The sequence below is a fragment of the Streptomyces sp. 130 genome, assembly GCF_007096885.1.
Lineage (GTDB): Bacteria > Actinomycetota > Actinomycetes > Streptomycetales > Streptomycetaceae > Streptomyces.
Window position 1 is genome coordinate 1 of sequence record NZ_VJNO01000003.1, and the last position, 18,359, is coordinate 18,359.

Consider the following 18,359-nt stretch of genomic DNA (forward strand, 5'->3'; position numbering starts at 1 on the left):
GTTCCTCTTCCCCACGAACAGAGCAACGAGCATCTGAGCTGACAGTCACACCATCAGCCGACTTCTGTTAGGACCTCTTAGCCGTCCACCCCGTTGGCGTGCGCGTCAGAGCGCGCCGAGTGCCTGACTGATGGCATCGGCGGCCTCGATGACCTCGCGCACGAGGGCGGGGCGCTGCCCCTCGGTGCCGGAACCGTCCCCGAGCACCGAGGTCGGGCCCCAGAGCGAGATGGCGGCGACGATCTCCCCCGAAGCGTCACGGACCGGCGCGGCAAGGGACGCGCGGCCCAGGGCACGCTCCTCGGCCTCGACGGCGTATCCGGTGCGCCGGACGGTCTCGATCTCGGCGTCGAGGAGGTCGTGGCTGGTGGTCGTGTACTCGGTGTGTGCGTCGAGCGGGTCCCCCAGGAGCCTGCGGCGCTCCTTGGGGGCGATGCCGCCGAGCAGGCATTTGCCGATGCTCGTGGCATGCAGCGGGGCAGTATGTCCGGCCTGCGTATAGGACTTCGGGGCGCGCGTGCCCTCGAAATTGCACAAGAACATCAGCTCGCCGCCGCGGCGTACGGCCACATTGGCCCCCAGACCGGTGCGGGTGGCGAGGCCCTGGAGCACCATGCGCGCGGCCCGGTGCACGGGGTGGCGGTTGGTGGCGGTGGCGGCCAGCGGGAGAAGGCCGAGGCTGAGGCGGTAGAGGTTGCTGACCGGATCGCGTTCGACCATGTCGAGGCGTTCCAGGGTGGACAGCAGGCGGGAGGTGGTCGAAGAGCCCAGACCTGTGAGCTCGGCGACGTCGGAGACCCGGAGTTCGGGCCGGCCGCCGTCGAGTGCGCGCAGCACCGAGACCGCTCGTTCGACGCTCTGGTTCGTCGCTGCATCAGTCCCACGCGTAGCCATGCCCCTCCTTGCTCTGCAAATGCCTTGCACATTCTGCATCAGCATATCGCGCGTGATTGGCGCCCGTACCTGGAATCAGCGATCGTGGCGGTTCCTGCCCTGCGGGTCGGAGACATCGGCGGCATCACGGAACCGCCAGGTCACAGAGCGGGAGCCCGCGAGCGCCTCGGCCCGGCGGATTCGGCCGTACGGCAGGCGGTCAAACGGTGGGGCCAGGCACCACGGGGTCCACCCGCGACAGGAACTGTCGCTGGGCCTCCTCGAGAGCCGCCGTCTCGGCCGGCTCGCCCGGGTGGTCGAAGTGCCCCGCTCGCAGAACCAGGAGTTCGCGCGGCCCGGCCAGCGCGTTGTGCACCGCGAACTGTCCGGGCGGGGGCACATGGGGATCGAACACGGCTGCGCCCACGTGTACGGGGATCTCGATGTGCCGGGCCGCCGTCGCGGCGTCGAAGTACGCAAGGACATCCAGCACCGAGGGGTCCTCGGCGAACCGCGTTCGGACCGACTCGCCGCTGCCCGTGCACGGAAGTGTCACCCGCAGCGGATGATTGCCGAAGGTGGGCACCGTCAGGCCGGCGGCCCGGAAGCGGTCGTCCCACGGGAGCGCCAGCGCTCCGATGCCGCCGCCGAAACTCGTGCCCAGGTACGTCATCCGTCCAGCGGTCTCGGGCACCAGAAGCCGCAGCGCGGTGGCCGCGCACCAGACGTCCGCCACGCACCCGCCGATGAGGTACGACTCCCGGGCGCCGATGCCGTGCAGGACGTGCCCCGCCGAATGCGAGGGAACGCCGGGCAGCAGGCTCCGCGTTCCGAGCCCGCGCAGGCAGGGCCAGATGGTCGCGGTCCCGGGCGGGGACTGCCAGGAGTCCGGGGCCGTCCGGCCGCCGTATCCGTGCGTCGAGACACAGCCCTGGGTGACCCGGCCGTCGACGGGGACGGTCAGCCACCCACCGATACGGACGCCGTCGGTGGACGTGTACGAAACGTCGGCGACCCGCACGCCGTCCACCGTGGTCCAGGGGCCCTCGATCCGGGGCGCCGTGTCGACGCGCAGCGCGCTCGCGTGGCGCTCCCGCCAGAAGTCGGCGAAGTCATCCGGTCCTGACGGCGCCTTCACCGCGAGGAGGCGCGGCAGGGCGTAGCCGTGGGTGGGGTCGAAGGGGAAATCGTGGGGCAGCGAGCCGAGTTCGTCAGTATGCGTCGGAAGTGGAGGGGTGGACACGTTCTCTCCTGATTCGGTGTGCGAAGTGAGCAGTGCGTCTGCCCGGACGGGTTCTCGGCGCGACGTACCCCGCTGTGTCGACGCCCAGCACCTGCTACGGACCCCCCGCCCGTCGGCTCGACGGTCACGTTCCGCTGGGCGAGGTGGTCACGGGCAGCTGTTTCGATGCTTCGGAGACCGGGACGCCAACGGCCCGTCGTTCGATCTCCTGGCTCGGGCCGGACGGGCGCATCGCGGCTCCGTCGCCGGACATCAGCACGAGGATTTCCCGGTGCCCGTCGGCTGAGTCCCCCTCGCGATCATCGTCGCCCGCGCGACCATACGGTGATCGGCCTGCGCCTTGCAACAGGCTGCGGCTCGGTGCTCAGGCCGGTTCCGGGCCGGGTCCTCGCTGTCGGGTGGGTCCACGAGCGGGTTGGTGAACGTGGGGGCCCGCAGAGGCCGCCGCGCGCGAGGGACCGGTCAGGACGGACATGAGCAGGCTCACCAGCAGGGCTGACAGCAGCGCCGCGGCTCTTCGCCGGAAGCTGCTGGGACGGCCTGCCCGCATGGAAGCCTCCCTGACGTCGGGGCAGCGGGCGGGCGGTCACCGCTGGTAGAAGGTGGCGTCGGCCCGGTCCGGGGTGGTGGCCGGCGGCTGGGTGCGGAGCAGGATGTGGGCATGCCGGATGTAGCGGCCGGGGGTGGCGGAGGACTCGTAGGAGACGCCGGCCGGATCGGCGAGGCCGAGGCGTTGGTGGAAGCTCGCGTCGTTCCTGAAGGCGGCGCTTCCATCGTTGCGGTCGACCCACACCTCGCCGTTGCCGCGGGTGTGCAGGTAGTAGCCGGGGAAGTTCACCGACTCCAGCGAGACGGTGCCCGAGCCCGCGAGGCCGGAGACGGTGCGGAACTGGGAGTCGGCGAGGTCGGTCACGTCCGGTTCGAGCCTGGCCCGGTAGTCGTAGTGCCGGACGTAGTGGTCGAGGTAGTTGTACGAGGACAGCCGAACAGGGGCGACGCCGTCGGCGACCGGGATGCCGAAGTTCGGTGTGCCGTCGGCGTTCCAGTACAGCTCTTGGACACGGGTCCGGCGGTTGGGGTCGTTCAGCGGGGCGCCGGTGATGTCCTTGTAGGAACGATCGTGGTAAACGAGGATGTCGCTCCTGCCGTCCTCGGAAACCGTGAACTGGTTGTGGCCGGGGTCGTATTGCGAGGTGGCGACGTTGCTGGTGAAGACCGGTGTGGGGCTCGCTGGTCCAGGAAGCCGGGTTCAGCAGGTCGGTGGAAGCGGACGCGGAGAGCAGCGCGAGGCAGTATCGGGAGTCGGTGGCGGAAGCTGAGTAGCTGAGGAACACCTTGCCCCCGTACTGGATCACGGCCGGGCCTTCGTTGGCCTTGTACCCGGCCGTCTCCCAGCCGTCTGCCAGTCGTAGATGGACCGGGACAACCGGACGGGGGTTCCCGTGATGGTCCACCAGCCCCTCACCACCGTCGACGCTGCCCTGCTCCGGCACAGCGAAGAACACGAGATAGGCCTGATGTACGGCTGCAGCGGCGACCTCGGACTGGACGGCCTCGACATGTACGCCCGCCCCGCCAGAGCCGGCGACACCGTCATCAGCGAAGCCCGCTTCTGCCGGAAGGACTGGGAGAACCACGGCTGGAGATTCTCTGAGCCCCGGGGTCGTGCTGGCCGCCCGATCGTGTGGACGTCCCCGTCGCTGCTGTTCAGCGTCAGAAAGCTCAGCGGCGCTGCTGCAGGCATCTTCGTCCGTGCTCAGCCGTGTCCGCGCGGTATGAAACCCCTATGGGCCAGCGGGCTGGACGAGGCCTCGGGCTGCGGGGCGCGAGACCAGCCATGGGCGTGCATCGTTTCGGTCTCACAGTCCTCGACCAGCTGGGGCAGTGCCCCGGGGTCGCGGCCGGCGTCCCGGTACCACCGGACAGACGCGCGAGCGGCAGAGCGGCCGGCGTCACAGGCCGAGCGGAACTTCAGCCAGTCGACTTGGCAACCCAAAACACTCTGACCTGCCACGAACCTCGGCCGCACGAGTCATGCTTTCCGGCCTTCTCGGAGAGATGCGCGGCTGAGGCCGGCGGCTGTGAGGGAGAGAGCCACTGCTGCCACGGCCGTGGTCATCGCTGTTGTGCTGCCGCGCTGTTCCACCAGGGTGCCGACGACGACCGGGGCTAGCGAGGCGGCCCCTGTGGCGGCGAGTACCACGACGCTGATGACGCGTCCCTGGATATGGGCCGGGGGGGTGGTCGAGGCGAGGCGGCCGAAGAGGAGGGAGTTGACGGCCGGAGCCAGGAAGAGGCCTGCCGCGAGCGGGGCCACCATCAGGAGGGAACCGTTCAGCACGGAGCTCGCCACGAGCAGGGCCAGCAGCGTGCTGATGGCCGTCAGCAGCAGGTGGTGGAAGGGCAGCAGCCGCTGTATGCGGACCGCGCAGAGTGCGCCCAGCAGGCCACCGATCGCGATGCAGCCCCGGGCCAGACCGAGCTCCTTCGGGCTGTGGCCGGCGTCGGCGAGGGTCAGTACGGCCGAGAACTGCGCGCCGGTCAGCGCAAAGTTCACCGGCGCCGCCACGAGGATGACCGAGTGGAGGTAGGGACTCGTCAAGATCTGGCGCAGGCCCTCGATCGTGTCGTGGCGGAGCGACGTCTCGGCGCTTTCAGTCTGGTTCGGGTGGGAGGGCTTACGGATGCAGGAGACCGCCAGGAGCAAGAGCAGGTAGCTCAGGGCGTCGAAGGTCCGCCAGCCGCTGGACTGCGTCCCCGTGTCCGTCCAGCGCGGCGTAGGCACGCAGCTCCTCGACTCGGCCGCCTGCCGCACCATGGGCCGTCGCGGCGGTGGTCGGCCCGGATCCGGCCGGCGAGGAGCACGGCGGCCTCCTCGTCGCGGCCGGCAAGGGTGGCGACATCGACCAGTGCGGTGGCGAGCTCCCAGTTGTCGACGTGGGGCACGGGAAGTCGGAATGCCTCCTCGGCGCGGCCGTGCCGGGCGAGTAGCCGTGTGTAGGACTCCGGAGCCATCGGAAGCCCGGCTTCCATGCGGGTCCGAACGATGTCGATCGCCTCGTCGGCGCGGCCTCAGCTCTCCAGCAGTTCGGCGGTCGCTTCGACGCCTGTCCACCATCCCGTGGCGGTGTATGGGGCGAGCACCTCCAGCGCGTCGGCCTGCCGGCCCCGCTCCCCAGCCGCCGCGCCCACTCAAGCGCGCAGAATCGCTCCCCCGTCCGGCCCATTCCTCGACCACAGTCGCATGGCCGTGGTCGAGAAGGCGGAAGGCCAGTTCCGGCGGCATGCAGCCGGACCGCGTCCGGGTCCGGGTCCGGGCCCGGGTCGGGTAGTCCAGATCAGCAAAGTCCACGGCCGCGAACCATAACGGTCGCGTCTGTACCCGGCGTAGACGTCGATCCCGGAGCGGTCCGTTGCTCAGGTGCGAGCCGAGACGAACTTCACGAGAGCGTCCGCTGCGGGACCGGAGGAGGCGGGGTTCTGGCCGGTGATGAGGAGGCCGTCCTGGACGACGTAAGGCTGCCAGTCCGCCTGCTTGGTGTAGTGGCCGCCGAGCTTTCTCAGTTCGTCCTCGACGAGGAAGGGAACGACTTCGGTGAGCTGGACGCCTTCCTCTTCCGTGTTCGTGAAGCCGGTGACCTTCCTGCCCTGTACGGCGCACGTGCCGTCCTCGTTTCGGGTGTGGCGCAGTACGCCGGGAGCGTGGCAGACCAGGGCGATTGGCTTGCCGGCGCGCAGGGTGGTCTCGATCAGGCGGGCGGAGTCCGCGTCCTCGGCGAGGTCCCACAGGGGGCCGTGGCCTCCTGGGTAGAAAAGGGTGTCGTAGTCGTCGGCGTTGACGGAGCCGAGGCGGATGGTGTTTGCCAGGGCTGTCATGGCTTCGGTGTCCGCTTCGAATCGGCGCGTCTGGTCGGTCTGGGCGTCGGGCTCGTTGCTCTTGGGGTCCAGCGGCGGTTGGCCGCCCTTCGGGGAAGCGAGGGTGATCTTCCACCCTGCCTCCTTGAAGCGGTAGTAGGGGGCGGCGAGTTCTTCCAGCCAGAAGCCGGTGGCACGGCCGGTGTCGCCGAGCCGGTCGTGTGAGGTGAGGACGACGAGGACCTTCATGATGATGTTCTCCTCAAGAGGATGCGAGTCTGAGTAGGCGAGCCGTGTTCGCGTCGTCGCGAAGAACTCGGTCACGGCCCGGTACCGGGCAGCACGAGCCGCCCGTGTTCGGAGAAGCCGAGGGAAGCCAAGGGGCAACTGGCTGCCCTCGACACTGTGGGGAGGGGGCATGCCTTGAGCGCGCTCTGGATCCCCGCGTTACGGGCTGTGGGCAGCGCCGGACATTCCCATGCACTCCGTTGCCCGTACCTACCAGGGCGCGTTCCATGACCTTCGGTCTTCCAGCAGTACACGCCTCGCTGTACCCGTCTTCGCCGCGCTCGACACCTTGCACTACGCGACTGGTCTACTCAGGTAGCGGGCGCGCCCGCAGGGCCACGGGGGCGAGCTGAGTATGGCAACGCCCATAACCGCCGCACATTCCCAGTGCTCGGCGCAGCCAGAGTCCACGGCCACCGATACAGTCCGACTTGTCACTCAAAGCAACGATCGAGCCTTGACACCTGGTTTCTCACGGCCGGAGGCGCGGGGCCCATGGGTCGTCGCAATCCTCAGGAGCGGGCTGGTCGGGGTGGAGCGGCTTTCGTGCGCAGTGGTGCAGTCCGGCTTCGCCGGATCTGCTGGCGGCGGCTATTCAGGGCAGGGCGTCCATGGTGTGAGCGCGCCCGTAGGTGCTGAGGTCGTCGGACGGTGCGCAGGTCGTCAGGTACGGGTTCGTGGGTGAGGCAGAGCCAGCCGATTGCGGCGGCCAGCTGGAATTCGGGCGCCTGCACCCGATCGCGCCAGTGTTCGCGCAGCCATCCGATGGCCGGGGGACGGGGGTTGGTTCGGGCGGCTTCGGCGGTGGCCAGGAGCAGGGCGGCACCCTGACGATGGGATGGTGCTCGGCCGCGAGCCGGGCGTGGAAGGAGGAGCGGACCGCGGGGTTGAGGTTTTGGGCGGTGGCCAGTGTGTAGGCGGCGTGGATGCGTATCGAGGGGTCGGGGTCGCCGAGGAGGGGCTGGAGGAGAGGAATGTCGGCGGTGATCGCGGCCCGGGCTGCGGTGATGGACCAGCCGGCAGGGTAGCCGGTCACCTCGACGCCGTAGCCGTCGTACGGGTTGCTGTCCTGGGTGTCGGCGCGGTGGAGCAGCGGTTCGTCGCGGGAGGCGACGCCGAAGTGGCCGGCGCCTGCCGGGGCGGAGGCTTCCGCGAGCACGTCGGCGCGGTAGGGGTGGCGGGCACCGGCGGCGATGCGAATCAGGAACGGCATCGCGAGAACGGCCGCAGCCCGCACGTCATTGGCGCACATGCCAGCCACAACGCCTCTGCTGGTACGACCACGGCAGTGGTTGCTGTGCATCAGGTGAATGGCTTCCCTGATACGAGGACCCTCCGGGAAATGCTCCCAGGGAACCTGGCATCGGGTCCGAACACGACGTGCGGCGGCGCCCAGCATGGCCCGGACCGCGCACCGCCCTCTTGCTCGCAAGGCGGTGAAGCAGGCCGTCTCTGTAGACCCCGCCGCACCTTCACCCGGTACGCCCTGTGCGCTCCTGGCCCTCGGGCGCCGCGGGATCAGTTCAGAGGCGCGGGAGGCGGGGTGCCGTAGAAAGTGAGCGGCGGCCAGCCCTTGGACTGGGCGAGCGCGGACAACGCCTGGGCCACCTCGAGGGGGGTGATGTCCTGGGCGGACGGGTAACCGTTCGGCTTGTCCACGCGGACCTTGAAGCTCATCTCCATCATCAGGTCGCTTTCGGCCATGGAGTGGTCGGCCCGGAACTCGGTGCCGTCCATGAACTCGACGGGAGCCGTGCCGGACTCGGACGCCGACGCCTGTGTGGCCTTCGCCGCCGTGGCGGTTTCGTCCCGGCCGGCGGCCTCTGCCGTACCGGCGGTCGCAAACACCGCACCGGCCGCGGCTGTCCCCGTATATCCCAGCAGTGACCGTCTGGACATCTGCGACATGATCCCCTCCTCCTGTCCGGTTCCCGGCGGTCGGGAACCGAAGTCGATCATAAGAACGAATGTCATGCGGTGGAAGGGACTTCGCATTCTTTGGGACCAAGGATGCGGGCGACGGCCTCCCGCGATGCCACCTGCGGCCCCCGCACACCAGACGCCAACCTGACCGGCCTCCCCACGGCCTCGAACAACCGCTCATCCGGCTGGGAGACGCCGGACGGAAGGCGGGCAGGCCTGGAGGCGATCGGGGAGCCGTACTCCGGTGAAGACATCCACCAGGCGACGGGGCCGGCCGGCCTTGCTGCCCCGACGCTTCAGCCAGCCACCGACGGCGGCGTAGCCGACCGCGCAACAGAACTCCACGGCGATATATGCGGCCCCGAGAATCAGTAGAGGAGCAGCGATAATCTCGGCGTCACTCGGCAGGAACTGAGGACGAAAAACCGCAAAGAGAATAAAAGCTTCGGGGTTGGACGCAGCTACCAGGAACTCCTGCCGAGCAAGAGCCCACGCCCCACGCGCTTTCCCTCCGGGTCCGATCGACCGGGCCGGCCGTCCTCGTCTGGTCGGGCAGGCGCGGGTCGCCCGCGTAAGGCAGTGACGATCGTGCGCAGCCCGAGCCAGAGCAGGCAGGCCACGCAACACCACTTCACCACGTTGAAGGCCACGGCGGACGCGGTGAGCACAGCGCAAAGGCCCGCCGCCACCGCCACCACCGTCAGGACGAACGCAGCGAAACGGCCTGCGCGGAAAGCTGACCAAGCTCGCCGACCGCGGCTGGCTGCACAAACTGCCCGACGGCCGGTTCACCGTCCGCCCATTGACCCTGGCGGGAGCGCGAAAGGCGGCGCCTGGGAGCGTAACTGCAACGCCCCGGCGGCCGTTGGGATTATGTGACGAAAACCAAAGACCGGGCCGGGGGCGCCGTGTCCCTGGTTTACCAGTGCCGCCTGCCGCTGTCCACGCGCACCCTCATGGCCGGCGGTAACGACATCTCCGCCACCACCGTGCGCCGCTGGCGGACGAGCTGATCGGCCTGCTGGCCGCGAAGGCCCCACGCCTGGACCTCGCCCTGAAGAAGATCGCCCGGCGGGGCGGCGAGGTCGTCCTGATCGACGGCACCCTCATCCCCACCCAGCGCCGCACCGGGAAGGCGAACCCGCCGAACTACTCCGGCAAGCACCACCGTCACGGCCTGCACGTCCTCGCCCTGACCGACGAGGAGGGCCGGCTGATCGGATATCCGCTGCCCGGCCCGGCCGCACCCACGACGTCACCGCCGCCCGCCGCGACCACCTGCTGGCCCACTTGCGCGCCGCCGGACGCGTCCCCGTCGAACGCGGCTTTGCCCACCTGAAGAACTGGCGGACCCTCACCAAGCTCCGTACTGACCCCGCCCGCGCCACCCACCTGTTTCGCGCGCTGCTCGTCCTGACGAACATCGAGGCCACTACGGACCGTTGATGACTACCGCAGGTAGCCCACGATCAGCACATGCCCCCGGATCAGCGTCACCGGGCTGGGATCGGCTGAGTGAGATTCACCGGGTTGCCGTCAGGGTCCTTGATGTGGGCGACGCGCTGTCCCCACGGCATGTCGTTGGGGCCTCCGTTGACCGAGCCGCCGAGCGCTTCAACCCGGGCGAGCGTCTCGTCGATGTCGTCGACACCGATGCTGAGCAGGATCCGCGACGCCGCCCCGGTCCCCGGGTTCGCCTTGGCCACCAGCCCGAGGTCGGTGTCACCGATGCGCAGGCCGAGGTAGAAGGCGGCGCCTTCCTCCGGTACCCGGAAGATCTCCTCAGCGCCGAACAATTTCGTATAGAAGCCGAGCAGAACGTTCTGGTCGGCAGTCAGGATCACGGGCTGGATGGTGGACATGGCACTCCTGTCGAGAACGGTCGTGTCGCTGGGTAGACCATTCGAGGACGGTGAACTCATCGGCAGAACCACCCCGCCGGACGATCTACAACACAGACTGCCGCCCACGATCAGCACGAGCACCCCGAAATGAGGTCACGCCACCCCGCTGACCAGCCACTTCAAGATGGCGGAGCTTCAGTGATTATGTACATACACGTAGCCGTCAGAGCCCGTGGTTCCCGCCTCGAACCGCCGTCCGACTGCTTCCTGCCACGATCCAGCCGAAAACATCGACATCGTCGAAATTGGCGTGCTCGGCGAGCACGACACGCCCCGCACCCCGGGCGGGAGGACATGCCCCGGCTGCCTCCGAGGTGACCGGCACGCGGCTCATGCCAGCTCGCAAGGCAGCCTGCACACCCGCTGGGGCATCCTCCACGACCGTGCACACTTCCGAAGAAACTGACAAACTACGGCCGGCCTCTGGAACACCGCTGGATCCGGCTTCCCTCGTGCCACGTCCTCCGCCGAAACTCGCACGGGAAAGAGGTCGGACAGTCCGGCTGTAGCGACCATCGCGTCGATCACCGTACGAGAGGAGCCGGACGCCACGGCCAGCTCGAATCCGGCACGCCGCAAGCGCTCGGCGAGTGCCACCATGTGCGGATGCACCTTGACCGACTCACGCACCGCTTGGAGATAAAGCGGTTGCTCAGTTCCAGCAAGTGCCCAGCGGAAGCTTGCACGTCCCGCTCGGCGACGAACGTTTCCCACATGTCCTTCATGCTGGTGCCGATGAAACGTGCATGATCGGCAGCGGTGAAGCCTTCATATCCCATACAGGTGAGCGCTTCTCGCTCTGCGAAAAAGTAGGCGTGACTGCTGTCGATCAAGGTCCCGTCCAGATCAAATAACACAGCACGTTTCATGTCCGCAGCATGCCGCCCGCGCGCAAGTTCGAAAGGGAGTGGACTGGCACCACTCGTCGGCCTTGCCGGAGCCCTCCACGAGGGCCGATATGCCGTCGCTCAGGACATCACGACCTCACACAACCCCGGAGTCAACGAAGGCCGCATAACCGACGTCAAACAGCAGGAACGCATCATGGCCGGACGAGCCAGCAGACCGCTCGAACCAGCATCCGTCCATCTTGACCAAAGGGGTAGGCTCCCGACACCGCCCGGCGCGGTCAGTTGTGTGCGGTGCCAGCCATTCGCGCCGAAGCTCCGTCGCGCGGAGGCCCTCGCAGAGCCTCGGGCCACTGGCCGTTCCGCGTCCCTGAACAACCCGCGAGCCGCCGTCATCGCAGCAGCAATTCCGCGAGGGCCGTGGCGGTGGCGTCGTCGAGGGGCGCGTGGCCGAGCAGGAAGCGGTACCAGAAGACTCCGTAGATCTGGTCGACCATCAGGTCGAGGTCCCGCCCGGGGTCCAGTTGGCCGCGCTCCCGCCCCCGCTCCAGCACTTCCCGTAGGGCCGCGCGACGGCACTCGGTGAACTCCCGCATGAGCGCAGCCAGTTGAGGGTCGCGCGCCGCCTCCCGGGCCAATGTCCGCAGCGCCGGGCCCACGGGGGGGCGCTGGGCCCCGGCGAAGGTGGCGGCGACGACCACCTGGAGGTCGCTCCGCAGGTCCCCGCGGTCAGGGGCGGATACGGCCTGCTGGGCGCTTTCCGCCAGAGCCTCCAGGAGCACGGCACCCTTGGAGGGCCACCAGCGGTAGAGCGTCTGCTTGCCGACCCCGGCCGCCCGCGCGATGGTCTCGACGGTGACGGGGGCGCCGTCGCCCTCGCCGAGCAGCCGCAGCGCGGCGTCGAGGATGGCCCGTCGCGCCGCTTCGTTGCGCCGGCGCCCGGTGTGGGGCCGCACCTTGCCCGTGCCCGCATTCGTGTTCTTGTCCGCTTCCGTTTCCGCCATGACGCACATCCTTTCCGAGTTCCCGAGCTCGAACCACTTGACGAGACTGACGGTCTCGACAAGAATCACCTTACCGAGACCGACGGTCTCGTCAACCCTTACGGAAGACCGAAGACAGGCATGAACGACAACCGCGCACAGCGCTTACGGAGGACCGCCATCATGGCCACGGACCACACGCCCGCCCCCCGCGTCGTCGTCATGGGGGGCAGCTCCGGCATCGGCGAGGCCACAGCACTCTTCGCCGCGACAGGGGCGGAGGTGACGATCACCGGCCGCTCGCAGACCCGCTTGGACGAGGCGGCGACCCGTATCGGCGGCAAGACGCTCACCCACCGGATGGACGCCACGTCACAGGAGGACACGGCGGCGTTCTTCGCAGCATCCGGCCCCATCGACCATCTGGTCATCGCGGTCAGCGGCGCCGCTGGTAGCGGCCCCTTCGCGGAACTGGACCTCGCGGACCTGGCCACGGGCTTTGACGCGAAATTCTGGCCCCAGGTCCGCATCCTCCAGGCCGCGCTCCCCCGCCTCGACCGCCGGCGCGGCTCCGTCACTCTGATCACGGCCGCCTCGGCTCGTGCCGCCTTCCCGGGCACGTCCGGCCTCGCAGCGATCAACGGGGCCCTGGAGGCGATGGTGCCGCCCCTCGCGGTCGAACTGGCCCCTCTCCGCGTCAACGCCGTCTCCCCCGGCGTGATCGACACCCCGTGGTGGGACCGGGTCCCGGCGGAACAGCGCACGGCACTCTTCGACGGCCTCGCGAAGACGACCCCAGCGGGCCGGGTCGGCTGCGCCACCGATGTGGCGAGAGCCATCCACTCCCTGGCGACGAACGGATTCATCACCGGCGTCGTACTCGACTGCACAGGCGGCGCGAACCTCCCGATGGGCGCCCAGGCGTAGGGCGTTCACTCCCCCGGGGCACGGTGAGGAGCCTGTCCACGTCGCCCCCGCCCGCCGAGACTGCCAGGCCCGGGCGCCACGACCCGAATCCCCACGCCGCTGAGCGACCGCCCCCGGTCAGCAGAAGCGTGCATAGCGGTGAAGGCGGGTGCCGGTCTCGGACTCGGTGAGTCCGAGACCGTTGGCAATCGTGGCCCAGGACTGGTTGTCGGCCCGGACCGTGTGTACGGCAACCACCCCGGCTTCGGCAGCCAAGGATTCCAGGGCGGCGATGATGCGGAGAGCGGCCAGGAGTACGTCGTCGGCCAGGGCGTCCAGGCGCTCTCGCGGCTGGTCGAAAAGAGCCGTGACGCCCTCGGGGACGGGCACGACGCGTGAGTGCCGCTTCGCAGTGACGACGGCATCGGGGTCGATGTCGACTTCGCACCCGACGGGAGCGAGATCTTCGACATCTGGCGGCTGCGCTGGTACGGGCTGAGCCTGCCTGGACCTCTTGACGTCACGGATCAGGACCTGCGGACCGCCGTGCGGTCCCTTCAACCGCTGCTGACTGAGGTGCGACCGGGGTGGTTCACTGTCGCCAGCTGATCGCTTCTGGACGAGGTGCGCAGGGGGCGCAGGCATATGAGGCTGCAGGCAGGTTCGGGCAGGCCCTGGTGGAGATTGGTGCGTCGTTCGTAGCGGGTGTGGAGCCGTTTGGACTGTGCAGCCAGGCGAAGGCACGCTTGAGGCCCCAGCGCACCTTGCCCAGTCCGGAGCCGTGAGCGATGCCGCGTCGGGCGATCATCGGCTTGATGCCGCGTTTCCACGGCAGGCGGCGGTACTTGTCGAAGTCGTGGGCTCCGGTCGACATACAGGCGGCGGGGACGCCCCCGCAGACCCCGTATCGACGGAACAGCGTCGAGCAGAGGCAGGAGCTGGGTGACGTCGTGCCGGTTGCCGCCGGTGAGCGTGACGGCGAGCGGGGTTCCGTGACGGTCGACGATCAGGTGGTGCTTCGAGCCAGAGCGGGCCCGATCGACGGGCGAGGGTGCGGCGCGGTCCCCCCTTTTCAGCGCCCGGATGTGCGGTCCGTCCACCGAGCAGTCATCCAGGTCCAGCAGGCTGGCGTGACGAAGCTCGGTCGACAAGGCGGCATGCAGGCGCGGCCAGACACCAGCCTCGGTGCAGTGCCACTGTCGGCGCCAGGCCGTCACCCCAGAACAGCCCACTGCCTTGGCGGGGACGTCACGCCACGCGACACCGGTCCGCAGCACATACATGCCGCCGGCGAGCGCCACTCGATCGGGAACACACAGCCGCCCCGGGTAGCGATGGCACCGTTCGGGGGCGGGGTGGCAGCAGCGGAGCCACCCGCCCCCACAGGTCACCCGGAACAAGATCAGCACGCACGCCGGACACCCCGCCGACCAAGATCGCCGAGCGCAACACCCGCGGCTCAACTCATTCCGAAACGATCAGTAAGCCGTCGACGCGGCCCTCTGCCGCCAACCATGCGCGAGCGCGTAGGCGATGTGGGCGTCGCCTACGCGCTCGTCGTACTTCGACAGGGTCCTGCCCGTCATGTTCGCCAATCTGTGGAGCTGCGCCCTGCTGCCGAAGGGCCCGCCCATGCCGGTGGGCCCTTCGGCAGTAGAGAGTGCCTCACAGGATGCTGGTGAACACCTCGGCTCCTGTTCCCTGTGCCTGCTTGAGGCCCCCGGGGGCCGCGCATGCCGTCGGGTTGGCGAGCAGGGTGGTGGCGAGGACGTTGGGCAGGGCCACGAGGTTGCCTTGGAAGAGGCCGCTTTGAACCGTGCCGACGAGGACGTTGCCGACTACGCCCACTGAGGGGCCGCTGAATGTGACCGTGCTGCTCTGACCGTTGTTCCAGGTGATTTCCTGGGTGAGGGTGATGGTACCGAGCAGGCAGGTTCCGTTGACCGTTCCCGACAGCGTGTAGTTCGCGGTCAGTCCGGAGGCGCCTGCCTGGGAGAGGCAGCCGGTGAGGCTTCCGGTTCCCGTGATCGAGACGGCCTGGGGCTGGGCGATGTTCAGGCCGGGGTTGAAGTTCAGGGTGCTGGTGCTCACGCAGGACTGGGAGAGTGTCTCGGCCTGCAAGTGCGAAGGCGGCTGCTGCTGCAGCGGCTTTGCGTATGAGGGACATTGTTGCTCCTTGGGTGAGGGTGTTGAGGGGGCGGGGGCCGCCCCGGGCCCGTTTGAGAGGAACGGAAGGGGGCTTCCTTACCGCCGCCTGCGTGCCGAGTGGCGAGTGAGAAGGACGGTTGCTGTCGTGGCTGGGCGCTGCGGTGCCGCTTCTGGGCGTGGGTCTGTTCCGCAGCACTGTGGCTCCTCGTGTCAGATGGAAGCGGGGCACGAGCGTGCGACCGCGCGGTGCTTGTGGCAAGGCATGTTTGCGGTGCGAGAGGCGTATGCGACGGGGTGTCCCTGTTGAGGAGTGAGAGCCGAGGCAAAAGGTGGTATTCGGGGGGCGTGCGAAAAATCCGCGCGCCCGTTTTTCGCTCTGTCAGCTTCCGTGCGATGCCGCAGGAGGGTTCTGCGCCCGGTTGGAAGTGCAGGGCAAAGGCATGAGCGTGCAGGTGCCGTGCCACGAGTGCCGGCTCATGTACGGGGCCTGTTCGGAGGACTCGGAACTCGCGTCGCGCATCATTGCCGCCGGTTACGCATCGCTGGATGCCGACGATGCTTTTGGCCATGGGCTCGTCCCGGGAGGTTTCGCGGCCTACAAGCGTCAGCGCGCGGTGGATCGCCGGTCCGTCGCAGGCGCCGCGCCGGCACTGGTGGCTCTTTCTTCCCCGGCCTCCGGCCTCCCCTTCTCACCTCGCCGGCGTGCAATTCGCGGCCCTCCTGCTGCGCTGGGCCGTCTTCCGGAACGTGCTGGGTGCGACGCCTCGGAACGCGCTTCGCGCCTGGATCGCCCAGTTCGCCCTCGACCATGTGAGCTGGACAGCCGATGGGTATGGGGCTGCTCCTGTCCGCACTCAAGGCCCTGGCTGCCCCGGTGGCCGCGCTGTACGCCGACCGGTTCCTGGCGTCTTCGCCGACGGCCCGCGCTGTCTTTTCCTCTCCTCGCTCCCGGTTCGACAGAGCTGGTCCCGTAAGCGGTGCTCGCCGTGAGCGTGCCCGCAGCTGCAGGCGTCGACGGTGATCAGGCGGCATGGGCCCCACCCCCTGGCTCTTGCCAGGTGCCGGACGGCCTCGTCGTGCGGTACGGGCCGGGGCGGCAGAGACTCGGAGTGTGACGACCAACGATGACGACTCCGAGGCCTTGAATACCGGATCCGCTGACGAGGCACCGGGCCACGAGGGGCTGCCAGAGCCGTGCGATGGTTCCGGCCCGCCCCATGTGGATGTGGCCGGGCCGCTGCCGCTGGGCGGGCCGCTGCCACCGGACTACGGCCACGAGCTGAGCGGGCTGCGCATCGTCGTGGCCGACCAGGACGCTGCGGCTGGCGGCCACCTCGCTGCGGGGTTGCGGGAGCGGGGTGCCGAGTGGGTGGGTGAGACCACCGGTATGGAGGATTTCCTGCGGATGCTCAGGGACCATCCGGCGGATGTGCACGTGGCGTTGTGGCACGAGGCACTGGAGCCGGACCCGGCTCGTCGGGTGGCGCTGCTGGACACCTGGCTGAGGGAGTTTCCCGATACGGCGATCGTGCTCACCGCGGACCGGCTCACCTCCGCCAGTACTCTGACCGCGCTGCGAGGAGGTGCCGCCGAAGTGTTGCGCCGCGGGGCGCAGGGGGCCGAGGTCGCCGCAGTGGTGCGGCATGCCTACCGCACGCACGCGGCCCGGCACGGCGGTGCCGGCGGTGAGCGTCCGCGGATGCTCGTGGTGGGGGCGCACCCGGATGACGCGGAGATCGGGGCCGGTGCGCTCATTCACCGGCGGGTGCGTGACGGCTGGGACATCACGGTCCTGGTCATGTCGCGCGGCTCCTTCGGCGGGGATCCGGACCGGCGCTCGCAGGAGGCGCGGCATGCCGCGGAGGTGCTGGGCGCTTCGTTCGATATGGCGGATTTTCCGGACGGGCACATCACCGATGCCACGGAGACCGTGCAGGCCATCGAGCAGGTGGTGGCGCGGGTGGCACCCGATCTGTTGCTCGTCCATTCGGAGCACGACACGCATCAGGATCACCGGGCTGTGCACCGGGCCGCTCTGGTGGCCGGCCGGCGTGTGCCGCGCGTCGCCTGTTATCAGTCGCCGTCGGCGACCGTGAATTTCAGTCCCAACCGGTTCATCGGCGTCCGCGAAGAGGATGTCGAGGCGAAATTGGAGGCGATTCGCGCTCACCGCTCCCAGTCGGACACCCGCGCCTACCTGGACGAGGGCCTGATCCGGTCCACGGCACGGTACTGGGGGCGGTTCACCGGCGACGCCTACGCCGAGCCGCTGGAAGTCGTCCGCTACAGCGCGGAGCTGGGGAGGTCGTTGGTATGAGTGCGGTTTCCGGCGCCGCGGGCGCCGGCGTGTCGGATGTACCGGTGCCCGACCTTTCCGTGCCGCTGGGCCGGCCGCCGCGGGTTCTGGTGACCGGGGCGGGTGGTCCGTCCGGGGTCTGTTTCCTGCGGGCGCTGGCCGGCAGCTGTGAGCTTTGGGCCGGGGACATCGACCCGAACGCCGCCGGCCTCTACCTGGTTGAGCATGCTCGGCGCTGGCTGCTCCCCCGCGGTGACGACGCCGCGTACGCCGGTCGTCTGCAGGAGCTGTGCGCCCGGCTGCGGATCGATGTCCTGGTTCCCACTGTCGACACCGAGCTGCTGCCCCTGGCCCGTGCTTCGCACGAGTTCACCGCGGCGGGGACACGGGTGCTCGTACCGCGGGCGGCGGCGCTTGCGCGGTGTCTGGACAAGTGGACGCTCATCGAGGCCTGCCGAGGCACGGTCCGGGTGCCCTGCACCGTGCTGCTCGAGCCAGGAGTCGCCGAGTCCTTCGAGGCCGGGTTCCCGGCCGTCGCCAAGCCGAGGCGCGGAAGCGGATCACGTGGTGTCGTTCTCGCGGACACGCCCGCCGACCTGGCGGCGCTGCCCCTGGACGGCTCGTACCTTCTGCAGGAGCTGCTGCCCGGTGCCGAGTACTCGCTCGATGTCCTCGTCGCCCTCGACGGCACGGTTCGCGCGGCCGTGCCCCGGGTCCGGGACAAGACCGACTCCGGGATCATCGTCGCCGGCCGCGTCCTGCACCGGCCCGCGCTGTCCGACGATGCCGCCAAGGTCGCTGCCGTGACGGGACTCCACGGCATCTGCAACGTGCAGGTCCGTGAGGACCGGGAAGGCCGGCCGGCGCTCCTGGAAGTCAATCCCAGACCGCCGGGCGGCATGTCCCTCACGGTCGCCGCGGGTGTGCACATGCCGGCCTGGGCCGTGGCCTCGCTCCTCGGCATGGACGTCCCCGGCCACATCCCGCACCGGGAGCTGTCCGTCGTACGGCACTGGCAGGACGTGGTGATGGACCTCGGGGAGCTGGGCGATGTGGCAGGGCGGGCGTGAAGGGCCCGGGCCCGCACACGGC

19 protein-coding genes and 3 pseudogenes are annotated in these 18,359 nt (G+C 69.2%); 7 read left to right on the top strand and 15 right to left on the bottom strand.

Translation table 11 applies throughout. From position 1 onward, the window contains the following. Window positions 1-105: 105 nt before the first annotated feature. The 4 genes and pseudogenes from FKN01_RS03935 to FKN01_RS03950 form a co-directional block, all read right to left on the bottom strand. Complete coding sequence (locus FKN01_RS03935; protein ID WP_143616392.1) at window positions 106-894, bottom strand: IclR family transcriptional regulator; 789 nt, start codon at window positions 892-894, stop codon at window positions 106-108. A 199-nt stretch (window positions 895-1,093) separates the two neighbouring features. Next, on the bottom strand, window positions 1,094-2,116 hold the full coding sequence (locus FKN01_RS03940) for an acetylxylan esterase (RefSeq protein WP_143616394.1): 1,023 nt from the start codon (window positions 2,114-2,116) through the stop codon (window positions 1,094-1,096). 586 nt (window positions 2,117-2,702) lie between these two features. Next, window positions 2,703-3,569 (bottom strand): annotated as a pseudogene (locus FKN01_RS03945) (AbfB domain-containing protein); the annotation flags it as partial. 579 nt (window positions 3,570-4,148) lie between these two features. Further along, entirely contained in the window at window positions 4,149-4,901 is a 753-nt protein-coding gene (locus FKN01_RS03950) for an MFS transporter (protein ID WP_185992728.1), read from the bottom strand. A 47-nt stretch (window positions 4,902-4,948) separates the two neighbouring features. Here FKN01_RS03950 and FKN01_RS32425 point away from each other — a divergent pair, with 47 nt between their 5' ends. Beyond that, complete coding sequence (locus tag FKN01_RS32425) at window positions 4,949-5,107, top strand: hypothetical protein (RefSeq protein WP_185992729.1); 159 nt, start codon at window positions 4,949-4,951, stop codon at window positions 5,105-5,107. A 426-nt stretch (window positions 5,108-5,533) separates the two neighbouring features. On the opposite strand, the gene FKN01_RS03955 is transcribed toward FKN01_RS32425, so the two are convergent. The 4 genes and pseudogenes from FKN01_RS03955 to FKN01_RS33670 form a co-directional block, all read right to left on the bottom strand. Beyond that, the gene (locus FKN01_RS03955; protein ID WP_143616800.1) at window positions 5,534-6,220 is read right to left on the bottom strand and encodes a type 1 glutamine amidotransferase domain-containing protein; all 687 of its coding nucleotides are present in this window, start codon (window positions 6,218-6,220) and stop codon (window positions 5,534-5,536) included. 634 nt (window positions 6,221-6,854) lie between these two features. Next, window positions 6,855-7,511, bottom strand: coding sequence for a hypothetical protein (locus tag FKN01_RS03960; RefSeq protein WP_143616398.1), 657 nt, complete (start codon window positions 7,509-7,511; stop codon window positions 6,855-6,857). A 266-nt stretch (window positions 7,512-7,777) separates the two neighbouring features. Then, window positions 7,778-8,167: a hypothetical protein gene (locus tag FKN01_RS03965; RefSeq protein ID WP_143616400.1), complete on the bottom strand. Its 390-nt coding sequence runs from the start codon at window positions 8,165-8,167 to the stop codon at window positions 7,778-7,780. Window positions 8,168-8,643: 476 nt separating this feature from the next. After that, a pseudogene (locus tag FKN01_RS33670) lies at window positions 8,644-8,889 on the bottom strand (LysE family transporter); the annotation flags it as partial. Window positions 8,890-9,057: 168 nt separating this feature from the next. Between FKN01_RS33670 and FKN01_RS32975 the strand changes: the two are divergent. Both FKN01_RS32975 and FKN01_RS32980 read left to right on the top strand, forming a co-directional pair. Continuing rightward, window positions 9,058-9,195, top strand: coding sequence for a hypothetical protein (locus FKN01_RS32975; protein ID WP_260696760.1), 138 nt, complete (start codon window positions 9,058-9,060; stop codon window positions 9,193-9,195). A 95-nt stretch (window positions 9,196-9,290) separates the two neighbouring features. Then, window positions 9,291-9,521 carry a hypothetical protein gene (locus FKN01_RS32980; RefSeq protein ID WP_260696770.1) on the top strand — a complete coding sequence of 77 codons (231 nt, stop codon included), beginning with the start codon at window positions 9,291-9,293 and terminating at the stop codon, window positions 9,519-9,521. A 154-nt stretch (window positions 9,522-9,675) separates the two neighbouring features. On the opposite strand, the gene FKN01_RS03980 is transcribed toward FKN01_RS32980, so the two are convergent. The 4 genes from FKN01_RS03980 to FKN01_RS04000 all read right to left on the bottom strand — a co-directional run bounded on the left by FKN01_RS03980 (window position 9,676) and on the right by FKN01_RS04000 (window position 11,938). After that, on the bottom strand, window positions 9,676-10,044 hold the full coding sequence (locus FKN01_RS03980) for a VOC family protein (RefSeq protein WP_143616402.1): 369 nt from the start codon (window positions 10,042-10,044) through the stop codon (window positions 9,676-9,678). Window positions 10,045-10,416: 372 nt separating this feature from the next. Continuing rightward, window positions 10,417-10,716, bottom strand: a complete 300-nt coding sequence (locus FKN01_RS33675) for an HAD family hydrolase (protein WP_398930941.1) — start codon at window positions 10,714-10,716, stop codon at window positions 10,417-10,419. Beyond that, window positions 10,611-10,955 carry an HAD hydrolase-like protein gene (locus FKN01_RS03990; protein ID WP_143616406.1) on the bottom strand — a complete coding sequence of 115 codons (345 nt, stop codon included), beginning with the start codon at window positions 10,953-10,955 and terminating at the stop codon, window positions 10,611-10,613. The genes FKN01_RS33675 and FKN01_RS03990 overlap by 106 nt, the downstream gene beginning before the upstream one ends. 371 nt (window positions 10,956-11,326) lie before the next feature. Next, window positions 11,327-11,938 carry a TetR/AcrR family transcriptional regulator gene (locus tag FKN01_RS04000; protein ID WP_143616408.1) on the bottom strand — a complete coding sequence of 204 codons (612 nt, stop codon included), beginning with the start codon at window positions 11,936-11,938 and terminating at the stop codon, window positions 11,327-11,329. 162 nt (window positions 11,939-12,100) lie between these two features. Here FKN01_RS04000 and FKN01_RS04005 point away from each other — a divergent pair, with 162 nt between their 5' ends. After that, the gene (locus FKN01_RS04005) at window positions 12,101-12,844 is read left to right on the top strand and encodes an SDR family oxidoreductase (RefSeq protein ID WP_143616410.1); all 744 of its coding nucleotides are present in this window, start codon (window positions 12,101-12,103) and stop codon (window positions 12,842-12,844) included. 117 nt (window positions 12,845-12,961) lie between these two features. Here FKN01_RS04005 and FKN01_RS04010 read toward each other — a convergent pair whose 3' ends face one another. Then, on the bottom strand, window positions 12,962-13,213 hold the full coding sequence (locus FKN01_RS04010) for a hypothetical protein (protein WP_143616412.1): 252 nt from the start codon (window positions 13,211-13,213) through the stop codon (window positions 12,962-12,964). 9 nt (window positions 13,214-13,222) lie between these two features. Between FKN01_RS04010 and FKN01_RS04015 the strand changes: the two genes are divergently transcribed. After that, complete coding sequence (locus FKN01_RS04015; protein ID WP_260696777.1) at window positions 13,223-13,432, top strand: hypothetical protein; 210 nt, start codon at window positions 13,223-13,225, stop codon at window positions 13,430-13,432. On the opposite strand, the pseudogene FKN01_RS04020 reads toward FKN01_RS04015, so the two are convergent. After that, window positions 13,381-14,236 (bottom strand): annotated as a pseudogene (locus FKN01_RS04020) (IS5 family transposase). The gene FKN01_RS04015 and the pseudogene FKN01_RS04020 sit on opposite strands and share 52 nt — an antisense overlap. A 252-nt stretch (window positions 14,237-14,488) precedes the next feature. Beyond that, entirely contained in the window at window positions 14,489-14,914 is a 426-nt protein-coding gene (locus FKN01_RS04025; protein ID WP_143616414.1) for a hypothetical protein, read from the bottom strand. A gap of 1,168 nt (window positions 14,915-16,082) precedes the next feature. Here FKN01_RS04025 and FKN01_RS04030 point away from each other — a divergent pair. Together FKN01_RS04030 and FKN01_RS04035 are read left to right on the top strand one after the other, a co-directional pair. After that, window positions 16,083-17,288 (top strand): PIG-L deacetylase family protein, encoded by a 1,206-nt coding sequence (locus FKN01_RS04030; RefSeq protein ID WP_185992731.1) that lies wholly within the window; start codon window positions 16,083-16,085, stop codon window positions 17,286-17,288. Window positions 17,289-17,332: 44 nt separating this feature from the next. Continuing rightward, complete coding sequence (locus tag FKN01_RS04035; RefSeq protein WP_185992732.1) at window positions 17,333-18,337, top strand: ATP-grasp domain-containing protein; 1,005 nt, start codon at window positions 17,333-17,335, stop codon at window positions 18,335-18,337. Window positions 18,338-18,359: the final 22 nt, after the last annotated feature.